Raw genomic sequence first — 25165 nt, forward strand, 5'->3', positions numbered from 1 at the left:
AAAGAATGAAAAAATTAATACGGTTTTTGAAAGGCTATGGGAAGGAAACTTTTCTGGCTCCTTTGTTTAAGATGCTGGAAGCTACTTTTGAACTGATCGTTCCGTTGGTGGTGGCCGGGATCATGGACATAGGGATCAAGAATAAAGATTCTGCCTATATTTGGCATCAGTGCGTGATCATGGTGCTGTTAGGCATGATCGGACTTGTGTGTGCACTTACAGCACAGTATTTTGCTGCAAAGGCAGCCACAGGTTTTAGTACGGCTCTTCGCAGGGAGATGTTTTCCCATATCAGCAGCCTTTCATACCGGGAACTTGACCGGCTTGGTACACCTACGCTTGTAACCAGGATCACCAGTGATATTAATCAGGCACAGACTGGTGTAAATATGGTTCTGCGTCTGTTCCTGCGCTCACCTTTTATTGTGGTGGGAGCAGTGATCATGTCCTTTACTATTAATGTAAGGATTGGGGTTATTTTTCTGATCGCAGTACCTGTGATCTCCATTGTGATCTACCTGATCATGAAATGGACGGTACCTATTTACAAAAAGGCACAGGCTTCCCTGGACCGGATTTCGCTGATCACCAGGGAGAATCATGTAGGTGCCAGGGTAGTTCGTGCTTTTGGACGACAGTATGAAGAAAACAAAGATTTTTCAGAAGTAAATGACCAGTATACAGCTATTCAGATCCGTGCAGGAAAGATTTCCGCACTTCTGAATCCGGCAACAACTGTGATCATGAATTTTGCGATTATTGCTATTTTGTGGTACGGTGGGATCGAAGTAGGAAACGGGATTATCAGTCAGGGTGAGGTAGTGGCTCTTGTAAATTACATGAACCAGATCCTGATCGCACTGATTGCGCTTGCCAATCTGATCGTTGCAGTGACAAAGGCCATGGCTTCTGCTGTACGTATTAATGAGGTGCTGGATACCCAGTCTACTCTTACAGATGAGGGCACCAATGCACAGAAGGATAAGGCAGATACAGCAAGGGTTGAGTTTCGCAATGTGACCTTTACCTATGCCGGCAGTCAGGTACCGGCGTTAACAGGGATTTCCTTTACAGCAAAGCCTGGGGAGACCATAGGTATCATTGGCGGTACAGGCTGTGGAAAGTCTACCCTTGTGAATCTGATCCCCAGATTTTATGATGTAACACAGGGAGAGATCCTGATCGACGGTAATTCTGTAAAGGCATATCCTTTTGCACAGCTTCGCACAAAGATAGGAATGGTTCCTCAGCATGCAGTGTTGTTTAAAGGCACCATCCGTGATAATATGAAATGGGGCAAAGCAGACGCAACAGACCAGCAGATCGATCTGGCTCTTTCCATTGCCCAGGCAAAGGATTTTGTAGATAGTAAGCTTGAAAAATTGGATACCATGATCAGCCAGGGTGGTGCCAACCTTTCCGGAGGCCAGAGACAGAGGCTGACGATTGCCCGTGCTCTTGTAGGAAAGCCTGAGATCCTGGTTATGGACGACAGTGCTTCTGCTCTTGACTTTGCCACAGATGCAGCCCTTCGTCATGCGATTCATGAGCAGACAAAGGGGATGACCGTATTTATTGTTTCACAGAGAGCAACATCCATCAAACAGGCTGACAAGATCCTGGTGCTGGATGACGGGGCATTGGCTGGTGTAGGAACACACAAAGAATTGATGGAATCCTGTCAGGTTTACCGCGAGATCTGTCTGTCACAGTTATCAGAACAGGAGGTGAACCGATAATGGGAAAGAACAAAGATACAATGAGAAGGGTGTTGAAATTTATCAGTCCTTACAAAGGAAAGATCATCCTGATGCTTCTCATGGCTCTTTTTACAGTGGCTTTTACCCTGTATACACCTATTCTGATCGGTGAGGGAGTTGATACCATTATCGGGCCCGGGAATATCAAAACAAAAGCATTGCTCAGGATCCTTGGTACTTTGGCAATGGTTGTGCTTGGAACGGCTGTCACGCAATGGATCATGAACCTTCTTACAAACCAGGTAACCTATGGAGTGGTACAGGATATCCGCAGTCAGGCATTTTCCCATTTGCAGGAGGTGCCGGTTTCCTATATTGACAGCAACCAGCCTGGTGATATTTTAAGCAGGATCGTTGCAGATGTAAGTCAGTTTTCCGATGGCCTTCTTATGGGCTTTACCCAGTTTTTTACAGGTGTGATCACCATTTTAGGAACCATTGGTTTTATGATGTCCATCAGTGTGAAGATTTCTTTGATCGTTATTTTGCTTACACCGGTTTCTTTATTTGTTGCCAGCTTTATTGCAGGCAGGACCTTTCAGATGTTTAAAGAGCAGTCTGAGAAGCGGGCTGAGATGACTTCCCTTGTGGAAGAGCTTGTGGGGAACCAGAAGGTGGTACAGGCTTTTTCCTACGAGGAGCGTGCCAGGGAACGGTTTGGAAAAGTAAATGAAGAACTTCGTGTATGTGGGATCAAGGCTATTTTCTTTTCATCCATTACAAATCCATCTACCCGTTTTGTAAATGGCCTGGTATACACCAGCGTAGGGATTTTTGGAGCTTTTGTGGTTATGCGTGGCGGTATGAGTGTGGGACAGCTGACCAGCTTCCTGAATTATGCCAATCAGTACACAAAGCCTTTTAATGAGATTTCAGGTGTGGTGACAGAGCTGGAAAATGCTCTTGCCTGTGCAAAAAGGATTTTTGATTTTATTGATACACCGGCACAGGAGCCAGATGTGGCTGACGCTGTAGAATTGGAAAAAGCAGATGGAAGTGTAAATGTGGAGAACATTTCTTTTTCCTACCGAAAAGAAGTTCCGCTTCTTCAGAATATTTCCATTGATGTAAAGCCAGGACAGAGGATTGCCATTGTAGGACCTACCGGATGTGGAAAGACTACGATGATCAATCTTCTTATGAGATTCTATGATGTGGATAAAGGACAGATCGTAGTAAGCGGCCATCCTATAAGAGAACTTACCAGAGACAGCCTTCGCAGGAATTTTGGTATGGTACTTCAGGAGACCTGGTTAAAAGCAGGTACGATTCGTGAGAATATTGCATATGGTAAGCCGGATGCATCTATGGAGGAAGTGATCCAAGCTGCAAAGCATGCCCATGCCCATAGTTTTATTAAGCGTATGCCCCAGGGGTATGATACTGTGATCACAGAAGACGGTGGTAATATTTCACAGGGACAGAAGCAGCTTCTGTGCATTGCCCGCGTCATGTTGATGCGTCCTACTATGCTGATTCTGGATGAGGCTACCTCATCTATCGATACACGTACAGAGATAAAGGTCCAGCAGGCTTTTGCAGAGCTGATGGAAGGAAGAACAAGTTTTATCGTTGCACACCGTCTGTCCACCATACAGGAAGCAGACAGGATCCTTGTAATGAAAGATGGGAACATCATTGAGCAGGGCAGACATGAAGAACTGCTTGCAAAGGGAGGATTCTATGCAGGTCTGTATGAAAGTCAGTTCGCTGTGTCATAAATAAAGGAGGATAAGGGATTGGAAGAACCAAGAAAAGAGGAAAACCAAAATACAGGCGAAGAAAACCAGAATCAAAGTGGTCTGCCTGTGCGAAGCTGTATGCTGATGTGTCTGGCAGGTATATACCTGCTTTATACAGGCTATAAGTTGTGTAAAAATGTCATTGATGGCGTAGATGGGGGTGCCTGGTACTTTATGGTTGCAGGTATTGCATTCCTGGTGATCGGGGCAGGTATGCTTTTTTACGGCGGTAAAAACGTGATCAAAGATGACAAAGAAAAGCGTGCAAAAGAAGCCGAAGAAAAGGCCCGTCTTGCAAAAGAAGCTGCTGCAGCAGGAAATGCCAAAAAATCCATTTCAGACAGAGCCAATCTGGTGAAAGATCTGAATGAAGAGGCAGAAACTGAAGCACAGCCAGAAGAGCAGGAACAGGAAAAGACTGAAGAATGACCGGAAGAACAAAGGCAGACATACTCTGCTCTGGATGCCATCCGGAATCCTGGAAGTAAAAAAGATGCTGTATCTTTACAGAACCTTTGGGGACTGTAAAGATACAGCATCTTTGCATTTGGGCTATGTTCTTTTTTGGGGATTGTGCAGGGTTGACCAGCAAAAAGCCTGCACCATCAGGATTCCAATCAATGCGCCTATGCTGTCGATCCCTACATCCCGCAGGGAAGGACCACGGTCAGCCACAAAGGATTGGTGGTATTCATCCAGGCCTGCAAAGCCTACGCATATAATGCCTGCCAGGATCACCAGCCAGATCCCACGCACACCGTAAACGTAAAGCGGGAAGGAGATGGCTACAGCAAGCAGGAAATATTCGGTCATATGACCTGCCTTACGTACATAAAAATGGATAGTATCTGCAGAAACAGCAAGCTCTGCACTGCTTTTGTTCTCATTCAGGAGCTGATTCTTTGTTTCAACGATCTTGTATGAAATCTTGTAGCTTAATTGCCCGGACACCTCCCCGGTCTGGGCGGAGAAAGAATAGATTACATACATCATCAGGATCGCCGGAAGAAAAGAAAGGGGCTTCAATAAAGTAATCATCAGCTTTTTCATGGCTATTAATATAACACCTGATAAATCAGATGTAAAGAATTATGTTGAACTGTACCGCCTTTTTTTATATAATGATGCCAGGCTTAAATGAATGATATGTGTGACATAAGCAGAGGACCTGGAGGTATATGAAGATGAGTTATGCAGATGAAGTGTTTATAAAGATGTGTCAGGATGTAATCCAGAATGGTACCAGCACAGAAGGGGAAAAGGTACGTCCTGTATGGGAAGACGGTACGTCCGCTTACACTATTAAACGATTTGGCGTAGTGAACCGGTACGATCTTCGCAGGGAATTCCCTGCACTGACCCTTCGTAAGACTGCACTGAAAAGTGCTATGGATGAAATCCTGTGGATCTGGCAGAAGAAATCTAATAATATTAAGGATCTTCACAGCCATATCTGGGACAGTTGGGCAGATGAGAACGGATCCATTGGCAAGGCTTATGGTTATCAGCTGGGTGTGAAGCACCAGTACAAAGAGGGGATGATGGATCAGGTAGATCGTGTACTGTATGATCTTAAGAATAATCCTTACAGCCGCAGGATCATGACCAATATTTATGTACACCAGGATCTTCATGAGATGAATCTATATCCATGCGCTTATTCCATGACCTTTAATGTGACCAAGGAGCCGGGCAAGGACAGGCTTACTCTGAATGCAGTGCTGAATCAGAGATCCCAGGATATTCTGGCTGCCAATAACTGGAATGTATGCCAGTATTCTATTTTGCTGATGATGATCGCTCAGGTATGTGATATGGAGGCAGGAGAACTGGTACATGTGATCGCTGACTGTCATATTTATGATCGTCATATTCCTGTAGTTAAGGAACTGATCGCCAGGACTCCATATCCGGCGCCTACAGTTAAACTGAATCCTGAGATCAAAGATTTTTATGATTTTACTACAGATGATCTGATCGTGGAGAATTATCAGACCTGGCCGCAGATCAAGAATATACCGATTGCCGTATAATAATTATCACAGGAGGAAAAGTTATCATGAAAATGATTGTTGCAGTAGATAAAAACTGGGGAATAGGAAAGAATAATGATCTTCTGGTCAGTATTCCGGCAGATATGAAAATGTTCCGTACGGAGACTTCCGGCAAGGTAGTTGTAATGGGAAGGAAGACTCTGGAAAGCTTTCCTGGAGGACTGCCATTAAAGAATCGTACTAATATTGTTCTTTCCGGAAATCCGGATTATCAGGTAAAAGGTGCTATTGTTGCGCACAGCCTTCAGGAGCTTCTGGAGGAAATAAAGAAATATCCAAAGGATCAGGTTTATTGCATTGGCGGTGACAGTGTATACAAAATGCTTCTGCCATATTGTGATACTGCGCAGGTGACGAAGATTGACTTTGCTTATGAAGCAGACAGGTATTTTCCCAATCTGGACGAGATGCCCCAGTGGCAGGTGGCAGCAGAAAGCGAAGAGCAGACATACTTTGATCTGGAATATCGTTTTGTCCGTTATGAAAGATGTAAATAAAACCAGCAAAAAAGGAGCCGTACGGCTCCTTTTTGTGTGCATATATTGGAATTATATATGGGCTTATTCGATCACCTGGATCCAGCCTTCTGGAGCTTCGATCCGGCCCATCTGGATACCTGTCAGTGTTTCATACAGCTTCTGGGTAACAGGTCCCATTTTTTCCATTCCGCTTGGGAAGCAGATCTCTTTGCCATGGTCTACGATCTTTCCTACAGGAGAGATCACTGCAGCAGTACCGCAAAGACCACATTCTGCGAAATCTTTCACTTCATCAAAGTAAATCTCTCTTTCTTCTGCTTCCAGTCCAAGATAATGCTGTGCAACATAGATCAGGGAACGGCGTGTGATGGAAGGAAGAATGCTGTCAGACTTAGGAGTAACTACCTTTCCGTCTTTTGTGACAAAGATAAAGTTTGCTCCGCCGGTCTCCTCAACCTTGGTACGTGTTTTGGAATCCAGGTACATATTCTCATCAAATCCCTGTTTGTGGGCATCTACAATGGCATGTAAGCTCATTGCATAGTTCAGTCCTGCTTTGATATGGCCTGTACCGCATGGTGCAGCACGGTCAAAATCACTGACACGGATGGTGATAGGCTTTGCACCGCCCTTGAAGTATGGACCAACAGGTGTGGTGAATACACGGAACTGATATTCGTCAGCCGGCTTTACACCGATCACTGCGTTGGAACCGAACATATAAGGACGTACATATAAAGTAGCGCCTGAACCATAAGGCGGAACATAAGCAGCATTGGCTTTGATCGTCTCAACAACAGCCTTTACAAAACGGTCTTTTGGGAAAACCGGCATTTCCAGTCTTCTGGCGGAATTCTCCATACGTTCTCCGTTTAAGTCAGGACGGAAAGTAACGATATGGCCGTCTTCTGTAGTATAAGCTTTCATACCTTCAAAAACAGTCTGTGCATACTGAAGTACACCTGCACATTCGCTGATGGTGACAGTATCATCTGTGATCAGACCACCCTCATCCCATGCGCCGTTTTTAAAGTTAGATACATAACGATAATCGGTTTTTACATAACCGAAGCCAAGATTGCCCCAGTCGATGTTCTTTTTTTCCATAACCAAAGAGCCTCCTCTTAATACAAATTCACAGTTCCCTGCCTTTGTCTTTCATTAAAAGAATGATACTGTGTTTATTCTTTCACATTGTAAAACTTTTACGTGTCAAATTCAATAGCAAAACTGTAATTTCATGTTCGCTCTCTTGTTTTTTTTTATTGATTTCGCTATAATGAAAATCATACAGGCAACGTGGAGAAACAGGAAAGCCTGATTGGAGGAATACATGGAACATCAGGAGTGGGATGATCTGGGCGCAAAGATCCAGGACATTATTAACAGTGCAGTGAACGAGCAGGATTACCGAAAGCTCAGCAGGAATATTAATCAGACAGTAAATAAGGCTATTGATTCCGGCAGCGAGGCATTAAAGGGTGTACTGAACGGTGCTTTCGGAGGCAGTCAGACGCAGGATTACCGGACAAATGAGAACCCGGAGCATAATGCCAGAGCCTATGAGACGCATAAAGACCATGGATACCAGCAGCCGCCTTTTGGCAGATCTCAGGGGATCCCACCGAGAATGCACAAACAAAGCGGATATGGTTTATCCATGCCAGGGCTTTACAGGAAGACCGGGGGTGAGCGCGCCAAAGGGATCCTGATGACTATTTTCGGCGGTGTTTTTACTGCCGGCTTTGGTGTTGCTTTTCTTGTAGCAGAAATTGCGGCAGCAGCAGGAGCAGCAGTTACGATGAGCACTGCAGTGACCCTTGGTGCCTTTACCGCAGCTGGTGTAGTGCTTCTTAAGGAAGGATGCAGCCGGATCGGCAGGGTTGGACGTTTCAACAAGTATATCCGTGCCCTTGGTCAGAGAACATACTGCAATTTTGACCAGCTGGCCAGGATCGCAGGCAAGCCTGTAAAATACGTAAAAAAAGACATTAAGAAGATGATCGGTAAAGGATGGTTCCTGGAAGGTCATGTGGATCAGCAGCAGACTTGTCTGATCACCAGCGATGAAACTTATCAGCAGTATATACAGACCCAGCAGGCTCTTGAAGAGCGGGCAGCTTCAGCACGGAAGGAAGAAGAGAAGAAGGCGTCAGCCGGGGCAGTAAACGCCCAGGTGCAGGAAGTGCTTGATCGGGGGAATCAGTTTATTGACAAGATCCACAGGAGTAATGATGCTATCCCAGGAGAAGAAATATCAGTCAAGATCTCCCGTATGGAACTGATCGTCCGCAAGATTTTTGAGCGGGTGCAGGAACATCCGGAGGTGATCCCAGATCTGAAAAGGCTGATGGATTACTATCTTCCTACCACAGTGAAGCTGCTGGATGCATATGAGGATATGGACAGCCAGCCTGTCCAGGGAGAGAATATCCAGAACTCCAAGTTTGAGATCGAGAAGACTATTGACACCCTGAATACAGCTTTTGAGAAGCTGTTGGATTCTATTTTTGAAGATACAGCCATGGATGTGTCCAGTGATATTTCCGTATTACATACGGTGTTGGCACAGGAAGGCCTGACAGAGGATGAATTTACAAAGATGCGGAAAAAAGATGCACTGTAATTATCTGGCAGGTAGTATCCGACCAAGAGTTTTGGCATGTTTTTTGCCGGAAGTCGGAGATATACAAGGCATTCAAAAAGTAAAAGGAAAGAGGAGAACGTAATGGAAAAAGATTTTAAAGATTTTGAAACAGAAGCACCAACACTGACACTGGAGCCGGATTTCGGACAGGAAGAGACACCGAAAGAGGAGAAAGAGCCTGCAGAAGCTGCAGTAAAGAAAGAGATGGAGGAGACGATTCTTACACCGGAAGAACAAAAGCTGGTGGCTGATTTTGCAGCCAGGATCGATATTGAGAATACCAACCAGATCCTTCAGTATGGTGCAGGTACCCAGAAGAAGATGGCGGATTTTTCAGATGCAGCCCTTGCAAATGTAAAGACCCAGGAGTTGGGCGAAGCAGGAGATCTGATTGCAGAGGTAGTAGGAGAACTGCGTGATTTTGACGCCACTGAGGAGAAAGGGATTTTCGGCTTTTTCAAGAAACAGAGCAATAAGATTGAGGCAATGAAGAACCGTTATGCCAAGGCAGAGGTGAATGTACAGAAGATCGTTGATTCCCTCCAGGAGCACCAGATCCGTCTTATGAAGGATTCTGCTATGCTGGATAAGATGTATCAGCAGAACCTGAACTATTATAAAGAGCTTACCATGTATATCCTGGCAGGTAAGAAGAAGCTGGAGGAAGTGCGGAACGGCCGGCTGTCACAGCTGGAAACCAAGGCTCAGATCAGCGGATCTGCCCAGGATGCCCAGGAAGCAAAGGATCTGGATAGTAAATGTAACCGGTTTGAGAAGAAGCTGCATGACCTGGAGCTTACAAGAACCATTTCAATGCAGACTGCACCACAGATCCGTCTGGTACAAAATAACGATACCACTATGGTTGAGAAGATACAGACTACCATTGTAAATACCATTCCCTTATGGAAGAGCCAGATGGTGCTGGCACTTGGTATTGCCCATTCTACAGAAGCAGCAAATGCACAGCGGAAAGTGACAGACCTGACCAATGAGCTTTTGAAGAAGAATGCGGAAGCCCTTCATATGGCATCTGTGGAGACAGCAAAAGAATCTGAGCGCGGGATCGTTGATATAGAAACATTAAAGAAAACAAATGCAGATCTGATCCAGACTCTGGATGATGTGATGAGGATCCAGAAAGAAGGCAGGATCAAGCGTCAGCAGGCAGAGGTTGAGATGCAGCGTATGGAAGCAGAGCTTAAGAGCAAGCTTTTGGAGATCCGTAAGTAATCATTCATTATCCGGAAAGGGGTTGTGGCACATATATGCAGCAGCCCCTTTCTGGACGCACAAAGCGTAACAGGTTCCTCAAAAATTGAGAGGTCCTGGGAGTTTGAAGCGGACTTGTCCGCTTTGTTCAGAAAGGCAGATAAAAATGAGCACATATAGAGAGCATACAAAAGTAATACAGATTGGGAACAGGAAGATCGGTGGAGGAAATCCTATACTGATCCAGTCCATGACCAATACCAAGACAGAAGATGTACAGGCAACCACAGCACAGATCCTTGCCCTGGAAAAAGCAGGATGTGATATTATCCGTTGTGCTGTACCTACTATGGAAGCTGCACTGGCATTAAAGGAGATCAAAAAACAGATCCATATCCCGTTGGTGGCAGATATCCATTTTGACTACAGACTGGCCATTGCAGCTATGGAAAACGGTGCTGATAAGATCCGGATCAACCCGGGAAATATTGGAAGCGTCCAGAGGATCAAAGCAGTAGTAGATGTGGCAAAAGAGAGGAATATCCCCATCCGTGTAGGCGTAAACAGTGGTTCCCTGGAAAAGGATCTGGTAGAGAAATACCACGGGGTGACAGCAGAGGGGCTTGTGGAAAGCGCACTGGATAAGGTGCATATCATAGAAGATCTTGGATATGACAATCTGGTGATCAGTATTAAGTCATCAGATGTACAGATGTGCGCCAGGGCTCATGAGCTGATCGTACAAAAGACCAGATATCCTTTGCATGTGGGGATCACAGAGGCAGGTACTCTTTATTCGGGAAATATCAAGTCAGCCATCGGACTTGGGATCATTTTATATCAGGGTATAGGAGATACGATACGTGTATCTCTCACAGGAGCACCTTTAGAAGAAGTGAAGTCGGCAAAGCGTATCCTGAAGACGCTGGGTCTTAGAAAAGGCGGGGTGGAAGTAGTATCATGTCCTACCTGCGGACGTACCAGGATCGATTTGATCGGTCTTGCCAACCAGGTAGAGACTATGGTTCAGGATATTCCACTGGATATTAAAGTAGCAGTTATGGGCTGTGTGGTAAATGGCCCTGGAGAGGCCAAGGAAGCAGATATCGGTATTGCAGGCGGGGATGGTGTTGGACTCCTGATCAAAAAAGGAGAAGTTGTACGTAAGATACCGGAGAACCAGCTTCTGGCTGTTCTTCGGGAAGAGCTAATGAATTGGAGTGAATAATGGAAAAGTCTTTTTTTGATGTATTTCCAGGACTGAAATTAAAGACAGAGCTTCAGGCGCTGCTTGAGGATGTAATAGTCACAAAGGTATCCTGTAATGCTGGAAAGACACAGCTGCGAGTATACATTAAAAGCAGCCGCTGGATCCATAAGAAACATATTTTTGAGTTGGAAGAGCAGATCCAGAGACAGTGCTTCCCAGGGATTGTCATGGGTGTTACTTTGATCGAACGGTTCTATTTGTCAGAGCAGTACACTCCTGAGAATTTTATGGAGGTTTACCGTTCCAGCATGGAGCTTGAGCTTAAAAATTATAATATGCTGGAATACAATCTGTTCAAGCGGGCACAGATCACCTTTCCGGAAGCGGAAACGATGCAGCTGCAGCTGCCGGATTCTGTGATCGCCAGGGAAAAAAGTGAGATCCTGCTGGAGTATTTTCATAAGGTTTTTTGCGAACGGTGTGGTATGAACCTGAAAGCAGACATTGATTTTATTGAGACAGGAGAAAGCAAATACCGTAAAAACGCAGCCCTGCAGATCCAGCAGGAGGTGGAGAATGTGCTTCGTCATGCCAAGCTGGATGATGAGAAAACAAAAAGCGAAAGCCAGGAAAAGAAACAGACAGCTGATTCCGGCCAGGAAAAGGCCGCATCCGGTGAAACAACAAAAGGCAAAACCGTGCAGGCTCCTAAGGAGAAGAAGCCATTTGAGAAAAAAGGTAAATGGGGCGACCGTGGAAGCTATCGCAAGGATCCAAATCCGGATGTTATCTATGGAAGGGATGTGGAGAATGATCCTGTTCCTCTGGAATCCATTGTGGAAGTTGTGGGAGAGGTGACCATTCGTGGTCAGGTAATGGATGTGGAGGCAAGGGAGATCCGAAATGAAAAGACCATTCTGATCTTCCCTGTGACGGATTTTACAGACTCCATCACTGTAAAAATGTTCCTGCGAAATGAACAGGTGCCGGAAGTAACAGAGCATTTGAAAAAGGGAGCCTTTATTAAGCTGAAAGGTGTTACCACCATTGACCGTTTTGACAGTGAGCTGACCATTGGTTCTGTAAGTGGGATCAAGAAGATTGGAGATTTCCGCAGCACAAGGATGGATACAGCACCACAGAAAAGGGTGGAACTGCATTGTCATACCAAGATGAGTGATATGGACGGTGTTACCGAGGCCAAGGCACTGGTGAAACGGGCATATGAATGGGGACACCCGGCGATTGCCATTACGGATCATGGTGTAGTGCAGGCATTTCCTGAAGCAAATCATTGTTTTGACAGCTGGGGCGGATGTGTACCCAAGGACTCGGATTTTAAAGTATTGTATGGCATGGAGGCCTATCTGGTAGATGACTTGAAAGGTATGGTTACAAATCCAAAGGGTCAGACTCTGGATGGACGTTTTGTTGTTTTTGATATAGAGACTACCGGATTTTCACCTCTTACCTGCAGAATCATAGAGATCGGTGCAGTGCTGGTAGAAGGAGGAAAGATCACAGACCGTTTTTCCACCTTTGTAAATCCGGAGGTGCCTATCCCATTTCGTATCGAGCAGCTTACCAGTATTAATGATGCAATGGTTATGGAAGCACCAAAGATCCAGGAAGTTCTGCCAAAATTTCTGGAATTTTGTGAGGGAGCTACCATGGTAGCCCATAATGCTGATTTTGATATGAGCTTTATTATTGAAAACTGCAACCGGCTGGGAATAGCCCATGATTTTACTTATGTGGATACAGTTGGCATGGCCAGGTTCCTTCTTCCTGCCTTGAACCGTTTCAAGCTGGATACTGTGGCAAAGGCAGCTGGCGTGTCTCTGGATCATCACCACAGAGCAGTGGATGATGCAGAGTGTACGGCACGTATTTTCGAGAAATTTGTGGAAATGTGCAGAGAAAGAGATATTTTTGATGTGGATCAGCTGAATGAACAAGGAAAGGTTTCTACAGACACCATCAAAAAGCTGCCCACTTATCATGCCGTGATCTTTATGCGTAATGAAACAGGCAGGATCAATCTGTACAAGCTGGTAAGCCAGTCCCATATCAAATATTTTAACCATAAGCCAAGAGTTCCCAAAAGTGTATTTGAAGCACACAGGGATGGACTGCTCATTGGAAGCGCCTGCGAGGCCGGTGAGCTTTACCAGGCATTGCTTCGGAATGCACCGGAGCCGGAGATCGCAAGACTTGTGAATTTTTATGATTATCTGGAAATCCAGCCTTTGGGAAATAACTGGTTTATGATCGAGGATGAGAAGAATGATACCATCCACTCTAAGGAAGACTTGATCCAGATCAATAGGAAGATCGTTAAGCTGGGAGAGCAGTTTAATAAGCCGGTAGTGGCTACCTGTGATGTGCATTTTATGGATCCTCAGGATGAGATCTACAGACGGATCATCATGGCTGGCAATGGCTTTAAGGACGCAGACAATCAGGCACCTCTGTACCTTCGTACTACAGAGGAAATGCTGGAAGAATTTTCTTATCTTGGCAGCGAAAAGGCAGAAGAGGTGGTAATCACTAACACCAATAAGATCGCAGACATGATTGAGAAAATTTCCCCTATCCATCCGGACAAATTTCCGCCTGTTATTGAAAATTCCGACAGGGATCTGAAGGATATATGTTTCAAGAAAGCTCACGAAATGTACGGGGAGACGCTGCCGGCCATTGTGGAGGATCGGCTGGAGAAAGAACTGCATTCTATTATTTCCAATGGATATGCGGTGATGTATATCATTGCACAGAAACTGGTATGGAAGTCCAATGAGGATGGGTATCTGGTTGGTTCCCGTGGATCGGTTGGCTCCTCGCTTGCAGCCACTATGTCCGGTATCACAGAGGTCAATCCTCTGCCGCCCCATTACCTGTGCCCTAATCCGGAATGCAAATACAGTGATTTTGATTCTCCTGAAATCAAGGAATTTGCTGGAATGGCAGGCTGTGACATGCCGGACCGGATCTGCCCTAAGTGTGGTACAAAGATGACAAAACAGGGTTTTGATATTCCATTTGAAACATTCCTTGGATTCAAGGGAGACAAGGAGCCGGATATTGACCTGAACTTTTCCGGTGAATATCAGACAAATGCACATAAATATACAGAGGTGATTTTCGGAAAAGGCCAGACCTTTAAGGCCGGCACCATTGGTACCCTGGCTGATAAAACAGCGTTTGGTTATGTAAAGAATTATTTTGAAGAGCGAGGCCAGCATAAGCGGTACTGTGAGATCAATAGGATCGTGCAGGGCTGTACCGGAGTACGCCGTACCACAGGACAGCATCCTGGAGGGATCATTGTTCTTCCAAAAGGCGAGGAGATTGAGAAATTTACACCTGTACAGTATCCGGCAAATGATTCCAGCAGTGGTTTTATCACTACTCATTTTGATTATCACTCTATTGACGGTAATCTTCTGAAGCTGGATATACTGGGGCACGATGATCCTACCATGATCCGTATGCTGGAGGATCTGACAGGTCTTTCTGCCAGGAAGGTTCCGCTGGATGACAAGGCAGTGATGTCTTTGTTTGCCAGCACAGAGGCATTGAAGATCAAGCCAGAGGATATCGGAGGCTGTAAGCTGGGATGTCTGGGGATTCCTGAGTTTGGTACAGACTTTGCCATGCAGATGCTGATTGATACAAAACCAAAGTATTTCTCTGATCTTGTCCGTATTGCAGGACTATCTCACGGAACGGATGTGTGGCTTGGCAATGCACAGACCTTGATCGAAGAAGGAAAGGCCACTATTTCCACTGCTATCTGTACCAGGGATGATATTATGATCTATCTGATCGGACAGGGTGTGGAAAGCGGTCTGGCATTTACCATCATGGAAAGTGTACGTAAAGGAAAAGGCCTGCGTGATGAATGGATCACAACCATGAAAGAGCACGGGGTTCCGGACTGGTATATCTGGTCCTGTAAAAAGATTAAGTACATGTTCCCAAAAGCCCATGCAGCAGCTTACGTTATGATGGCTTACCGTATTGCCTGGTTTAAGGTTTTTCAGCCACTGGCTTACTATGCAGCTTACTTCAGTATTCGTGCCACATCATTTTCCTATGAACTGATGTGTATGGGTAAAGAAAGACTGGAATACTATATGGCAGAGATCCGTAAGAAAGGGGATCTGGCTACCCAGAAGGAGCAGGCAACCCTGAAGGATATGAGAATCGTACAGGAGATGTATGCAAGAGGATTTGACTTTGTTCCTATTGACCTTTACAAGGCAAAGGCCCACAGGTTTCAGATCATGGATCAGAAGCTGATGCCTGCGCTGGATACCATTGACGGTTTGGGGGACAAGGCAGCAGACGCTGTTGTAGAAGCAGCAGCAAAAGGAAAGTTCCTGTCAAAGGATGATTTCCGTGACAGGACGAAGGTAAGTAAGACAGTGATCGATCTGATGGACGATCTGGGGTTATTTGGGGATATTCCTCAGTCCAACCAGATCTCACTGTTTGATTTCTCAAAAAATGCGGTGTAGGGAGGGACTATGACCACAGAAGAATTGCGCTATCTGCAGCGGCTTGCAGAGCTTTATCCAACGATTGGGAAGGCGTCCACAGAGATCATCAATCTTCAGTCTATTCTGAACCTGCCGAAAGGTACAGAGCATTTTCTTTCTGATATTCATGGTGAATACCAGGCTTTTTCCCATGTGCTGAGAAATGGCTCAGGGGCAGTCCGTAAGAAGGTGGATGACGTGTTTGGCCATACCCTAAGCAATCAGGATAAACGATCACTGGCAACGCTGATTTATTATCCGAAAGAGAAGATTGAACTGGTAAAAAAACAGGAAGAGGATATGGAAAACTGGTATAAGATCACTTTATACCGTCTGATCGAGGTATGCAAAACAACAGCCTCCAAATATACAAGATCCAAAGTAAGAAAAGCCCTTCCTGCAGATTATGCTTATGTGATTGAAGAACTGATCACTGAAAAGGCAGAGGTTCTGGACAAGGAAGCCTATTATGATGCGATTGTAGAAACCATCATTCAGATCGGCAGGGCAGAGAACTTTATTATTGCTTTGTGCGAACTGATCCAAAGGCTGGTAGTGGATCATTTGCATATCCTTGGAGATATTTATGACAGAGGACCTGGCCCCCATTTCATTATGGACCGATTGATGTCCTACCATTCCCTGGATATCCAGTGGGGGAACCATGATGTAGTATGGATGGGAGCTGCTGCAGGACAGCAGGCATGTATTGCCACTGTGATCCGTAATAGTGTCCGATATGGCAATCTGGATATTTTGGAGGATGGCTATGGGATTAACATGATGCCGCTGGCAGCCTTTGCAATGGAAGCATATAGGGATGATCCCTGCATAGCTTTTTCAGGGATTTCCAGTCCATCTAATTACAATGCAATGGAAAAAGAATATAGCCGGAAAATGCATAAGGCCATTGCAGTGATCCAGTTCAAGCTGGAGGGTCAGCTGATCATGAACCATCCGGACTTTGATATGGAGGATCGACTCCTGCTTCATCGGATCCATCCGGAAAAAGGAACGATTACACTTCCTGACGGAAAAGAATATCCACTTTTGGATAATTGTTTTCCCACTGTGGACTGGACGCATCCTTATCAGCTTACTAAAGAAGAACAAACAGTGATGGAACGGCTTACTTCCGGTTTTGTTAATTGTGCAAAGCTTCAACAGCATATGCGTTTTCTTCTTGACAAAGGAGGGCTTTATAGGGTATATAATGGGAATCTGCTGTTTCATGGAAGCATTCCATTAAATGAAGACGGATCCTTTAAGAAAGTACAGATCTATGGGAACATATACAAAGGAAAAGCCCTTTATGATACCCTGGAATCCTATGCAAGACGGGCGTTTTATGAATTGGACGATAAGGAACTGGAAAAAAGCAGGGATATACTGTGGTACATCTGGGCAGCACCTAATTCACCGCTTTTCGGAAAAGATAAGATGACTACTTTTGAACGGTACTATATAGAAGATCCGGGAACTCATCAGGAGAATAAAAATGCTTATTACCGCCTTCTTGAGAATGAAAAAGTAGTTGATCATATTTTGGAAGAATTTGGATTGGACGGGGCAGAGGGCAGGATCATTAACGGCCATGTACCTGTGCATCAGCTAGAGGGAGAGAATCCTGTGAAGTGTGGTGGGAAGGTGATCGTGATCGATGGCGGTTTTTCCAAAGCTTATCGGAAAATTACGGGGATCGCCGGATATACCCTGATCTATAATTCCTATGGTCTGGCACTGACTGCCCATGAGCCTTTTACTTCTGCAGAGGATGCAGTGATCAGAGAACAGGACATTGTTTCAAACCGTGTGGCAGTTCATTATACTTCCAGACGGCGCCTGGTTGGGGATACAGACAATGGAAAGGCACTGAAGGAGCGGATCAGTGAATTGAAATGGCTTCTGGAAGCCTACAGGAGAGGCATTATCAAAGAGAAAAAGTGACTGAACCATTAAAGGATCAGGCATTGGTTTCTATATAAAAGTCCATCAGGGCAAATAAAAACAGAGGAGAATCGAAAAATGGGTGGAATTTTTGGAGTAGTTTCAAAAAACAGTTGTGTAATGGATTTGTTTTTCGGAATCGATTATCATTCACATCTGGGAACGCGCAGAGGTGGAATGGCTGTTTATGATAGGGAAGAAGGCTTTAACAGGGCAATCCATAATATCGAGAATTCACCATTCAGGACAAAGTTTGATCGGGATGTGGAGGAACTGCACGGAAATGTAGGAATCGGCTGTATTTCTGATAATGAGCCTCAGCCTTTGCTTGTACGTTCCCACCTGGGGAATTTTGCCATCACCACAGTTGGTAAGATCAACAATCTGGAGGAACTGGTACAGAACTGTTTCAAAAACGGATGCTCACATTTCCTTGAGATGAGCGGAGGCAGCGTAAATCCTACGGAAATGGTGGCAGCTCTGATTAATCAGAAAGGCAGTATCCTGGACGGGATCCGCTATGCACAGGAAGTGATCCAGGGATCTATGACTATGCTGATCCTGACACCGGAAGGACTGTATGCAGCCCGTGACCGTCTGGGAAGGACACCTTTAGTGATCGGCAGGAAAGAAGGAGCCTGCTGTGCTTCTTTTGAAAGCCATGCGTACATTAATCTGGGTTATGAAGATTATAAGGAATTAGGCCCGGGCGAGGTAGATTTCCTTACACCTGAAGGGGTGGAAGTGCTGCAAAAGCCAGGGGATAAAATGCGCATCTGCTCTTTCCTCTGGGTATATTATGGGTATCCAACTTCTACCTATGAAGGAGTCAATGTAGAAGAAATGCGGTACAAATGCGGAGACATTCTGGCAGGCAGAGATGCAGGGGAGATTTCACCGGATATTGTAGCAGGTGTGCCGGATTCCGGTATTGCCCATGCCATTGGATATGCCAATCGTTCCGGAGTGCCTTTTGCACGACCATTTATTAAATATACACCAACCTGGCCCCGTTCTTTTATGCCTACTCAGCAAAGCCAGCGTAATCTGATCGCCAGGATGAAACTGATCCCTGTACATAAGCTGATCAAAGGGAAAAGCCTGCTGATGATTGATGATTCCATCGTTCGTGGTACACAGCTTCGTGAAACTACAGAATTTCTTTATAATAATGGGGCAAGAGAGGTGCATATCCGTCCTGCATGTCCGCCATTGCTCTATGGCTGCAAGTATCTGAATTTCTCCAGATCCAAATCAGAAATGGATCTGATCACAAGGCGGATCGTGGCAAAAAGAGAAGGGGATCATGTGGATCCGAAAGTGCTTGCAGATTATGCAAATCCGGATTCACAGAACTATAAGGAAATGCTGGAAGAGATTCGTAAAGAACTGAATTTCACTTCCCTGAAGTACCATCGTCTGGATGATCTGGAAGCATCCATTGATATTGAGCCATGTAAGCTTTGCACTTATTGCTGGAATGGTGTAGAATAATTGTTCCATAAAACTAAAACAAAACATGCATTGTGTGTGCCTAGGAGCTGGATCAGCTTCCGGGAAGCATACAATGCATGTTTTTTAGTGATACAGCTTTTTGTTATCGGTACGGCCAACCAGATAATCAATGCTTGTATTATAATAGTTTGCAAGTCGGATGAGCATTTCAATTGGTATATTCCTGGATCCTGTTTCATAATGGGAATAGGATCGCTGGCTGATATGCAGTATTTCGCTGATTTGTTTCTGAGAAAGGTCAGCATCCGTACGCAGATCCTGAATGCGCTGAAATCTCATACAGTATTTCTCCTTTCCGATTTTTTTCTTTTGTATTTCTATGAAAACGTCTATTCGCAGTATAAAACAGAACCAATTAAACTATTGCAAATAGGAGCATAATGGGCTATACTAAAATCTATCTATCTGTTCAAAAACAGTCTGGAATTCATGTGCAGTATTCTGAAAATCATCTACAAAAATCCATGAGAATTTTATTTTAAAAAGGCAAAAACACAGGTCGGGGCAGCGCTTTTTGCAGAAAGGAAATCATGTTTGCAAGTGTATTGTCAGCCAGTATTTTAGGAATGGAAGTGTGTCCCATTCAGGTGGAAGCAGATGTAAGTGACGGTCTTCCATCCTTCACAATGGTGGGGTATCCGTCAGCTCAGGTAAAAGAGGCTCAGGACCGGGTCCGTACTGCTCTCCGCAATAATGGGATCAGTCTGCCACCTAAAAGAGTAACCGTGAACTTTGTACCGGCAGATATCAAAAAAGAAGGGGCAGGATTTGATATACCTGTAGCTGCAGCTGTATTATCTGCAGCAGGGATCCTTCATCCAAGCCTGCTTGAAGGCGTGATGCTTGCCGGGGAGATCAGCCTGAACGGAGAGATTTATCCTGTGCCGGGTATTCTTGCCAGAGTGATCAAAGCAAGGGAATTAAAGTGCAGATATTGTATGGTTCCCTATGGTAATCTTCAGGAGGCCAGGCTTGTAAAAGATATGCCAGTGATCGGCGTAAAGGATCTGAAAGAATTGATCCGATATCTGAAAAATCCGGAAGATTTTCATAAAGAAAATCCTGACAGACCAAGCCCTAAAGAAACAGAAAATGCGTGGAAGACCAGGGTGGATTTTCTGGATATCCATGGTCAGGAAGGAGCCAAAAGAGCCTGTGAGATCGCAGTGAGCGGATTTCACAATATTCTGTTTATCGGCCCTCCTGGAGCCGGCAAAACTATGTTGGCAAAGCGGCTTCCCACCATTATGCCACAGCTTACTTTTGAAGAAAGCCTGGAGCTGACCAGGATCTACAGTATTGCTGGATTGTTGTCTGCTGACAGTCCGTTGATCTGTCAAAGACCTTATCGAAGTCCTCACCATACCAGTTCTGCCCAGGCAATGGCAGGAGGAGGCAGGATTCCTGGTCCGGGAGAGGTGACCCTGGCACACAGAGGTGTGCTTTTTCTTGATGAAATGCCGGAATTTTCAAGGAGAAGCCTGGAAATTCTGCGGCAGCCCATGGAAGATAAAGTGATTCAGCTTTCAAGAGCCAGCGGGACCTTTACATTTCCGGCAGGCTTTATGCTGGCAGCAGCCATGAACCCTTGTCCATGTGGCTTTTTTCCGGATATGAACAGGTGTCGCTGCACTCCTGGAGAAGTGAGTCACTATCTGGGGAAGATCAGCAATCCTTTGCTTGACCGGATCGATCTTTGTACGGAGGTATCGCCTGTATCTTTTCAGCAGATGAATGGCGCGCCGGAAGGAGAACCCTCTGATACGATCCGGGAAAGAGTAGAGCGAACCAGGCAGATCCAGCTGGAAAGATATCAAAAGGAAAACATATGCTTTAACGGAGAGCTTTCCGGCAGACAGATCCAGAAATACTGCGGGGTTACAGAAGAAGGAAACAGGCTTCTTGAACAGGCATTCCGGAAAATGGAACTTAGTGGCAGAGCGTATCACAGAATACTGAAAGTGGCCAGAACCATTGCGGATATGGAGCAGGAGGATAAGATACATGTTTCCCACATTTCGCAGGCTTTATCCTATCGTGCATTTGACAAAAAATACTGGGTATAAATGAAGAAACAGTGAGGTATTTTATATGGAAGGAAAACAAACAGAAATAAGAAAGATCACCATAAACAGTAAGGAATATCCCAAGCGTCTTAAGAAGCTGTCAGGTATGCCAAAAGAACTTTATGTAATAGGAAATCTGCCGGAAGACAATGCACCCACAGCAGCTGTGGTAGGGGCTAGAATGTGCAGTGCCTATGGGAAAAGGCAGGCTCATTGTTATGCAAAGGTACTGGCAGAATACGGGATCCAGGTGATAAGCGGCATGGCATTGGGAATCGATACCCAGGGACATTTGGGCGCATTGGAGGCACAAAGGCCAACTTATGCAGTGCTGGGCAGCGGCGTGGATGTGTGTTATCCTGCAGCCAACCGGAAGCTTTACAATCAGATCCTGGAAACCGGAGGAGGGATCATCAGTGAATTTCCTCCCGGGATGCCGCCAAAGGCAGGACATTTTCCTGCAAGAAACAGGATCATCAGTGCCCTGGCAGATGTGGTGCTGATCGTGGAAGCCAGAGAACGAAGCGGATCTTTGATCACTGCAGGCTTTGCTCTTGATCAGGGAAAGGCAGTGTATGCCCTTCCGGGACAGGTGGATCAGACTCTTTCACAGGGCTGTAATCAGCTGATTTTTGATGGGGCAGGCATTGCCTGGTGTCCGGAAATCCTGCTTGGGGAATGGGGGATTTTTCCTGAAAAGAAGGAGACAGCAGGAGAAAAAAAGAACTTAGGACTTGCAAGAGATTTGGAATTGGTGTATAGTTGTCTCGATTTACGACCTGAAAACCTGGATTATTTTATTCAAAAAACAGGATTTTCAGCAGGAAAAACAAGCGGGCTGCTGATGCAGCTTCAGGTATTGGGGCTTGCCAGTGAGGTGGGCAGACAGCATTATGTTAGATGTAAGTAACATGTGACTACATTATGATTTAGCTTAGGAGAGTTATCATGGCAAAGTATCTGGTGATAGTTGAGTCACCTGCAAAGGTAAAGACAATTAAGAAATTTTTGGGGGCAAATTATGAAGTAGAGGCATCAAACGGACATGTACGGGATTTCCCAAAGAGTCAGTTTGGCATTGATGTGGATAATGATTTTGAACCGAAATATATAACCATCCGTGGAAAGGGAGAATTGCTTGCCAAACTTCGTAAGGCAGCGAAGAAAGCAGATAAGATCTATCTTGCAACGGACCCTGACCGTGAGGGAGAGGCTATTTCCTGGCATTTATCACAGGCTCTGAAAGAGGATCCAAAGAAAATGCACAGGATCACCTTTAATGAGATCACAAAGACTGCAGTAAAGGATTCGCTGAAGCATCCAAGAGAACTAAATCTGAACCTGGTGGACGCACAGCAGGCAAGGCGTATGCTGGATCGTATGGTGGGTTATACCATCAGTCCTCTTTTATGGGTAAAGGTGAAGAGAGGCTTAAGTGCAGGAAGGGTACAGTCTGTAGCTTTACGTATCATCTGCGACAGAGAGGATGAGATCAATTCTTTTATTCCGGAAGAATACTGGAGCCTGGATGGAAACTTCATTGTAAATGGAGAGAAAAAGCCACTGGAAGCCAGATTCTATGGCACAGACAAGCGGATGGAGATCCATAATAAGCAGGAGATGGACCAGGTACTGAAGGCTCTGGAGGGGCAGGAGTATGAGATTTCCGAGGTAAAGAAAGGAGAACGCACCAAGAATGCGCCACTTCCTTTTACTACCAGTACTCTTCAGCAGGAGGCTGCCAAAACATTGAATTTTTCTACGCAGAAGACCATGCGTCTGGCACAGCAGCTGTATGAAGGCGTGGATATCAAGGGCAGCGGCACAGTAGGTGTGATCACCTATCTGCGTACAGATTCTACCAGGATCTCTGAGGAAGCTGACAGTGCTGCAAGAGCTTATATTGGAGACAATTATGGTGAGCAGTATGTTTCCCATTTCGAAAAAACAGTGAAAAAGGGACAGAAGATCCAGGATGCCCATGAAGCGATCCGACCTACAGATATCAGCAGGACTCCTCAGATGATCAAGGACTCCCTTTCAAGAGATCAGTTCAGGCTTTATCAGCTGATCTGGAAACGCTTTGCAGCCAGCCGGATGGCAGCAGCCAAGTATGAGACCACATCTGTGAAGATCCGGGCAGGGGAATATACCTTCACAGTTGCAGCTTCCAAGGTGGCCTTTGACGGTTTTATGTGTGTATACACCCAGGAAGATGATGAGAAGAAGGGCAATGTATTAAGCCAGAGTCTGGAAAAGGGCATGAAGCTTTCCTTAAAGGAATTAAAGCCACAGCAGCATTTTACACAGCCGCCGGCTCATTATACAGAGGCTTCCCTTGTAAAAACCATGGAAGAACTGGGAATCGGACGCCCAAGTACTTATGCGCCTACCATTACCACGATTATCAGCAGAAGGTATGTGTCAAAAGAGCAGAAGAACCTTTATGTAACCGAACTGGGTGAAGTTGTAAATAATATTATGAAACAGGCATTTCCAAGTATTGTAGATGTGAATTTTACAGCTACCATGGAAGGTCTTCTGGACTGCGTGGAAGCAGGGACAGTACAGTGGAAGACAGTTGTCCGTAATTTCTATCCGGATCTGAAAGCAGATGTGGATGCTGCACAGAAGGAACTGGAAAAAGTAGATATCCAGGACGAAGTTACAGATGTGATCTGCGATAACTGCGGACGTCATATGGTGATCAAATATGGTCCCCATGGCAGATTTCTTGCATGCCCTGGATTCCCGGAGTGCAGAAACACTAAGCCATATTATGAAAAGATTGGTGTACAGTGTCCTAAGTGCGGCGGTGAGGTTGTGCTGAAAAAGACCAAAAAGGGCAGAAAATATTACGGCTGTGAGAACAATCCGGAATGTGATTTTATGTCCTGGCAGAAGCCGTCTAAGAAGAAATGCCCAAAATGTGGTAATTATATGGTGGAAAAAGGCAATAAACTGGTATGCAGCCAGGAAACCTGTGGATATGTGGAACAGAAAACAACCGATGATGAGGATAAATAATGCATTTTTCAGTCAATATTTATTAATAAGATATATTTCCTGAAAAATCGGGTAAAATAAAAAAATAGTAAAAAATGTCTTGTAAATATCCTGCAAAACGTGTAGTATGATTATATCAGATTACAGGATTGCTTCATAAAAGAAGTGAAAGGAGGACAATATGAGCGTTCAGTTACTGGATAGAACAAGGAAGATTAACAAGCTTCTTCACAACAGCAGCTCCAGCAAGGTGGTATTTAATGATATCTGCCAGGTTCTGATGGAGACTCTAAGCTCCAACATTCTTGTACTTAGTAAGAAGGGTAAGGTATTAGGTATAAGCTTATGTCCTGGAGTTGAGGAAATCACAGAACTGATTGAAGATAAAGTTGGCGGCTATGTGGATGGAATGTTGAATGAAAGGTTTCTGGGCGTTCTGTCTACCAAAGAAAATGTAAATCTCCAGACGCTTGGGTTTGAGCATGTATCTGCAAGCTACCAGGGGATTATCAATCCCATTGACATTGCAGGTGAGAGACTTGGCACGGTATTTATGTACCGTAAGGACCGGCCATATGATATAGAAGATATTATTGTCAGCGAATACGGCACTACTGTTGTAGGGCTGGAGATGATGCGGGCGGTGCATGAAGAGAATGCGGAGGAAGACCGTAAGAAGCAGGTTGTGAAGTCTGCTTTTAATACTTTATCATTTTCGGAATTGGAAGCCATCATCCATATCTTTGATGAATTGAATGGGGATGAGGGGATACTGGTTGCCAGCAAGATTGCTGACAGAGTAGGGATCACCCGTTCCGTTATTGTGAATGCACTTCGCAAATTTGAAAGTGCAGGTGTGATCGAATCACGTTCTTCAGGTATGAAGGGAACTTATATTAAGGTTTTGAATGAAGTGATCTTCGATGAACTGGAGGAGATCAAAGCCCAGAAGAATAATAAGAAAGCCTGAACAGGGCTGGGAT

Annotated in this window: 18 protein-coding genes; 15 read left to right on the top strand and 3 right to left on the bottom strand. The window is 45.0% G+C overall.

All coding sequences use genetic code 11. The annotated features are described in order from the left end of the window. The first annotated feature begins 5 nt into the window (after positions 1-5). From OCV61_RS07535 to OCV61_RS07545, 3 genes are read left to right on the top strand one after another with little or no spacing between them, the layout of a single operon-like run. Complete coding sequence (locus OCV61_RS07535) at positions 6-1739, top strand: ABC transporter ATP-binding protein (RefSeq protein ID WP_158421300.1); 1734 nt, start codon at positions 6-8, stop codon at positions 1737-1739. Beyond that, the gene (locus OCV61_RS07540; RefSeq protein WP_158421301.1) at positions 1739-3481 is read left to right on the top strand and encodes an ABC transporter ATP-binding protein; all 1743 of its coding nucleotides are present in this window, start codon (positions 1739-1741) and stop codon (positions 3479-3481) included. Before OCV61_RS07535 ends, OCV61_RS07540 begins: the two co-directional genes overlap by 1 nt. Before the next feature lie 18 nt (positions 3482-3499). Next, positions 3500-3931, top strand: a complete 432-nt coding sequence (locus tag OCV61_RS07545) for a DUF308 domain-containing protein (protein ID WP_191868057.1) — start codon at positions 3500-3502, stop codon at positions 3929-3931. 123 nt (positions 3932-4054) lie between these two features. Here OCV61_RS07545 and OCV61_RS07550 read toward each other — a convergent pair whose 3' ends face one another. Continuing rightward, positions 4055-4552, bottom strand: coding sequence for a VanZ family protein (locus OCV61_RS07550; RefSeq protein WP_158421303.1), 498 nt, complete (start codon positions 4550-4552; stop codon positions 4055-4057). A gap of 134 nt (positions 4553-4686) precedes the next feature. Here OCV61_RS07550 and thyA point away from each other — a divergent pair, with 134 nt between their 5' ends. Together thyA and OCV61_RS07560 are read left to right on the top strand one after the other, a co-directional pair. Continuing rightward, positions 4687-5535 carry a thymidylate synthase gene (thyA, locus tag OCV61_RS07555; RefSeq protein WP_158421304.1) on the top strand — a complete coding sequence of 283 codons (849 nt, stop codon included), beginning with the start codon at positions 4687-4689 and terminating at the stop codon, positions 5533-5535. A gap of 26 nt (positions 5536-5561) precedes the next feature. Next, complete coding sequence (locus OCV61_RS07560; RefSeq protein WP_158421305.1) at positions 5562-6053, top strand: dihydrofolate reductase; 492 nt, start codon at positions 5562-5564, stop codon at positions 6051-6053. A 63-nt stretch (positions 6054-6116) separates the two neighbouring features. On the opposite strand, the gene OCV61_RS07565 is transcribed toward OCV61_RS07560, so the two are convergent. Continuing rightward, on the bottom strand, positions 6117-7142 hold the full coding sequence (locus OCV61_RS07565; RefSeq protein WP_158421306.1) for a branched-chain amino acid aminotransferase: 1026 nt from the start codon (positions 7140-7142) through the stop codon (positions 6117-6119). A gap of 226 nt (positions 7143-7368) precedes the next feature. Here OCV61_RS07565 and OCV61_RS07570 point away from each other — a divergent pair, with 226 nt between their 5' ends. From OCV61_RS07570 to OCV61_RS07595, 6 genes are all read left to right on the top strand, one after another. After that, positions 7369-8661, top strand: a complete 1293-nt coding sequence (locus tag OCV61_RS07570; RefSeq protein ID WP_158421307.1) for a 5-bromo-4-chloroindolyl phosphate hydrolysis family protein — start codon at positions 7369-7371, stop codon at positions 8659-8661. 102 nt (positions 8662-8763) lie between these two features. Next, on the top strand, positions 8764-9915 hold the full coding sequence (locus OCV61_RS07575) for a toxic anion resistance protein (protein WP_158421308.1): 1152 nt from the start codon (positions 8764-8766) through the stop codon (positions 9913-9915). A 145-nt stretch (positions 9916-10060) separates the two neighbouring features. Then, positions 10061-11122 (top strand): flavodoxin-dependent (E)-4-hydroxy-3-methylbut-2-enyl-diphosphate synthase, encoded by a 1062-nt coding sequence (gene ispG, locus OCV61_RS07580; RefSeq protein ID WP_158421309.1) that lies wholly within the window; start codon positions 10061-10063, stop codon positions 11120-11122. Continuing rightward, positions 11122-15627 carry a PolC-type DNA polymerase III gene (locus OCV61_RS07585; RefSeq protein WP_158421310.1) on the top strand — a complete coding sequence of 1502 codons (4506 nt, stop codon included), beginning with the start codon at positions 11122-11124 and terminating at the stop codon, positions 15625-15627. Before ispG ends, OCV61_RS07585 begins: the two co-directional genes overlap by 1 nt. 9 nt (positions 15628-15636) lie before the next feature. After that, a complete protein-coding gene (locus tag OCV61_RS07590; RefSeq protein WP_158421311.1) occupies positions 15637-17595 on the top strand; it encodes a fructose-1,6-bisphosphatase in 1959 nt (652 codons plus the stop codon). 78 nt (positions 17596-17673) lie between these two features. After that, positions 17674-19089, top strand: a complete 1416-nt coding sequence (locus OCV61_RS07595) for an amidophosphoribosyltransferase (protein WP_158421312.1) — start codon at positions 17674-17676, stop codon at positions 19087-19089. Positions 19090-19173: 84 nt separating this feature from the next. Here OCV61_RS07595 and OCV61_RS07600 read toward each other — a convergent pair whose 3' ends face one another. Further along, entirely contained in the window at positions 19174-19389 is a 216-nt protein-coding gene (locus OCV61_RS07600) for a helix-turn-helix domain-containing protein (RefSeq protein WP_158421313.1), read from the bottom strand. 251 nt (positions 19390-19640) lie between these two features. Here OCV61_RS07600 and OCV61_RS07605 point away from each other — a divergent pair, with 251 nt between their 5' ends. From OCV61_RS07605 to codY, 4 genes are all read left to right on the top strand, one after another. Continuing rightward, on the top strand, positions 19641-21176 hold the full coding sequence (locus OCV61_RS07605) for a YifB family Mg chelatase-like AAA ATPase (RefSeq protein WP_158421314.1): 1536 nt from the start codon (positions 19641-19643) through the stop codon (positions 21174-21176). A 25-nt stretch (positions 21177-21201) separates the two neighbouring features. After that, the gene (dprA, locus tag OCV61_RS07610; RefSeq protein WP_158421315.1) at positions 21202-22086 is read left to right on the top strand and encodes a DNA-processing protein DprA; all 885 of its coding nucleotides are present in this window, start codon (positions 21202-21204) and stop codon (positions 22084-22086) included. A gap of 38 nt (positions 22087-22124) precedes the next feature. Continuing rightward, positions 22125-24203, top strand: a complete 2079-nt coding sequence (topA, locus tag OCV61_RS07615) for a type I DNA topoisomerase (protein WP_158421316.1) — start codon at positions 22125-22127, stop codon at positions 24201-24203. Positions 24204-24363: 160 nt separating this feature from the next. After that, complete coding sequence (gene codY / locus OCV61_RS07620; protein ID WP_158421317.1) at positions 24364-25152, top strand: GTP-sensing pleiotropic transcriptional regulator CodY; 789 nt, start codon at positions 24364-24366, stop codon at positions 25150-25152. Positions 25153-25165: the final 13 nt, after the last annotated feature.

Source organism: Blautia ammoniilytica (genome assembly GCF_025566965.1).
In the GTDB taxonomy this organism is placed as follows: Bacteria; Bacillota; Clostridia; order Lachnospirales; family Lachnospiraceae; genus Blautia_A; species Blautia_A ammoniilytica.

What these genes read in the sequence shown, in the direction of transcription:
- OCV61_RS07535 (WP_158421300.1), top strand. Translation starts at nt 6, where the DNA reads ATGAAAAAATTAATACGGTTTTTGAAAGGCTATGGGAAGGAAACTTTT.
- OCV61_RS07540 (WP_158421301.1), top strand. Translation starts at nt 1,739, where the DNA reads ATGGGAAAGAACAAAGATACAATGAGAAGGGTGTTGAAATTTATCAGT.
- OCV61_RS07550 (WP_158421303.1), bottom strand. Translation starts at nt 4,552, where the DNA reads ATGAAAAAGCTGATGATTACTTTATTGAAGCCCCTTTCTTTTCTTCCG.
- thyA (WP_158421304.1), top strand. Translation starts at nt 4,687, where the DNA reads ATGAGTTATGCAGATGAAGTGTTTATAAAGATGTGTCAGGATGTAATC.
- OCV61_RS07560 (WP_158421305.1), top strand. Translation starts at nt 5,562, where the DNA reads ATGAAAATGATTGTTGCAGTAGATAAAAACTGGGGAATAGGAAAGAAT.
- OCV61_RS07565 (WP_158421306.1), bottom strand. Translation starts at nt 7,142, where the DNA reads ATGGAAAAAAAGAACATCGACTGGGGCAATCTTGGCTTCGGTTATGTA.
- OCV61_RS07570 (WP_158421307.1), top strand. Translation starts at nt 7,369, where the DNA reads ATGGAACATCAGGAGTGGGATGATCTGGGCGCAAAGATCCAGGACATT.
- OCV61_RS07575 (WP_158421308.1), top strand. Translation starts at nt 8,764, where the DNA reads ATGGAAAAAGATTTTAAAGATTTTGAAACAGAAGCACCAACACTGACA.
- ispG (WP_158421309.1), top strand. Translation starts at nt 10,061, where the DNA reads ATGAGCACATATAGAGAGCATACAAAAGTAATACAGATTGGGAACAGG.
- OCV61_RS07585 (WP_158421310.1), top strand. Translation starts at nt 11,122, where the DNA reads ATGGAAAAGTCTTTTTTTGATGTATTTCCAGGACTGAAATTAAAGACA.
- OCV61_RS07590 (WP_158421311.1), top strand. Translation starts at nt 15,637, where the DNA reads ATGACCACAGAAGAATTGCGCTATCTGCAGCGGCTTGCAGAGCTTTAT.
- OCV61_RS07595 (WP_158421312.1), top strand. Translation starts at nt 17,674, where the DNA reads ATGGGTGGAATTTTTGGAGTAGTTTCAAAAAACAGTTGTGTAATGGAT.
- OCV61_RS07600 (WP_158421313.1), bottom strand. Translation starts at nt 19,389, where the DNA reads ATGAGATTTCAGCGCATTCAGGATCTGCGTACGGATGCTGACCTTTCT.
- OCV61_RS07605 (WP_158421314.1), top strand. Translation starts at nt 19,641, where the DNA reads ATGTTTGCAAGTGTATTGTCAGCCAGTATTTTAGGAATGGAAGTGTGT.
- dprA (WP_158421315.1), top strand. Translation starts at nt 21,202, where the DNA reads ATGGAAGGAAAACAAACAGAAATAAGAAAGATCACCATAAACAGTAAG.
- topA (WP_158421316.1), top strand. Translation starts at nt 22,125, where the DNA reads ATGGCAAAGTATCTGGTGATAGTTGAGTCACCTGCAAAGGTAAAGACA.
- codY (WP_158421317.1), top strand. Translation starts at nt 24,364, where the DNA reads ATGAGCGTTCAGTTACTGGATAGAACAAGGAAGATTAACAAGCTTCTT.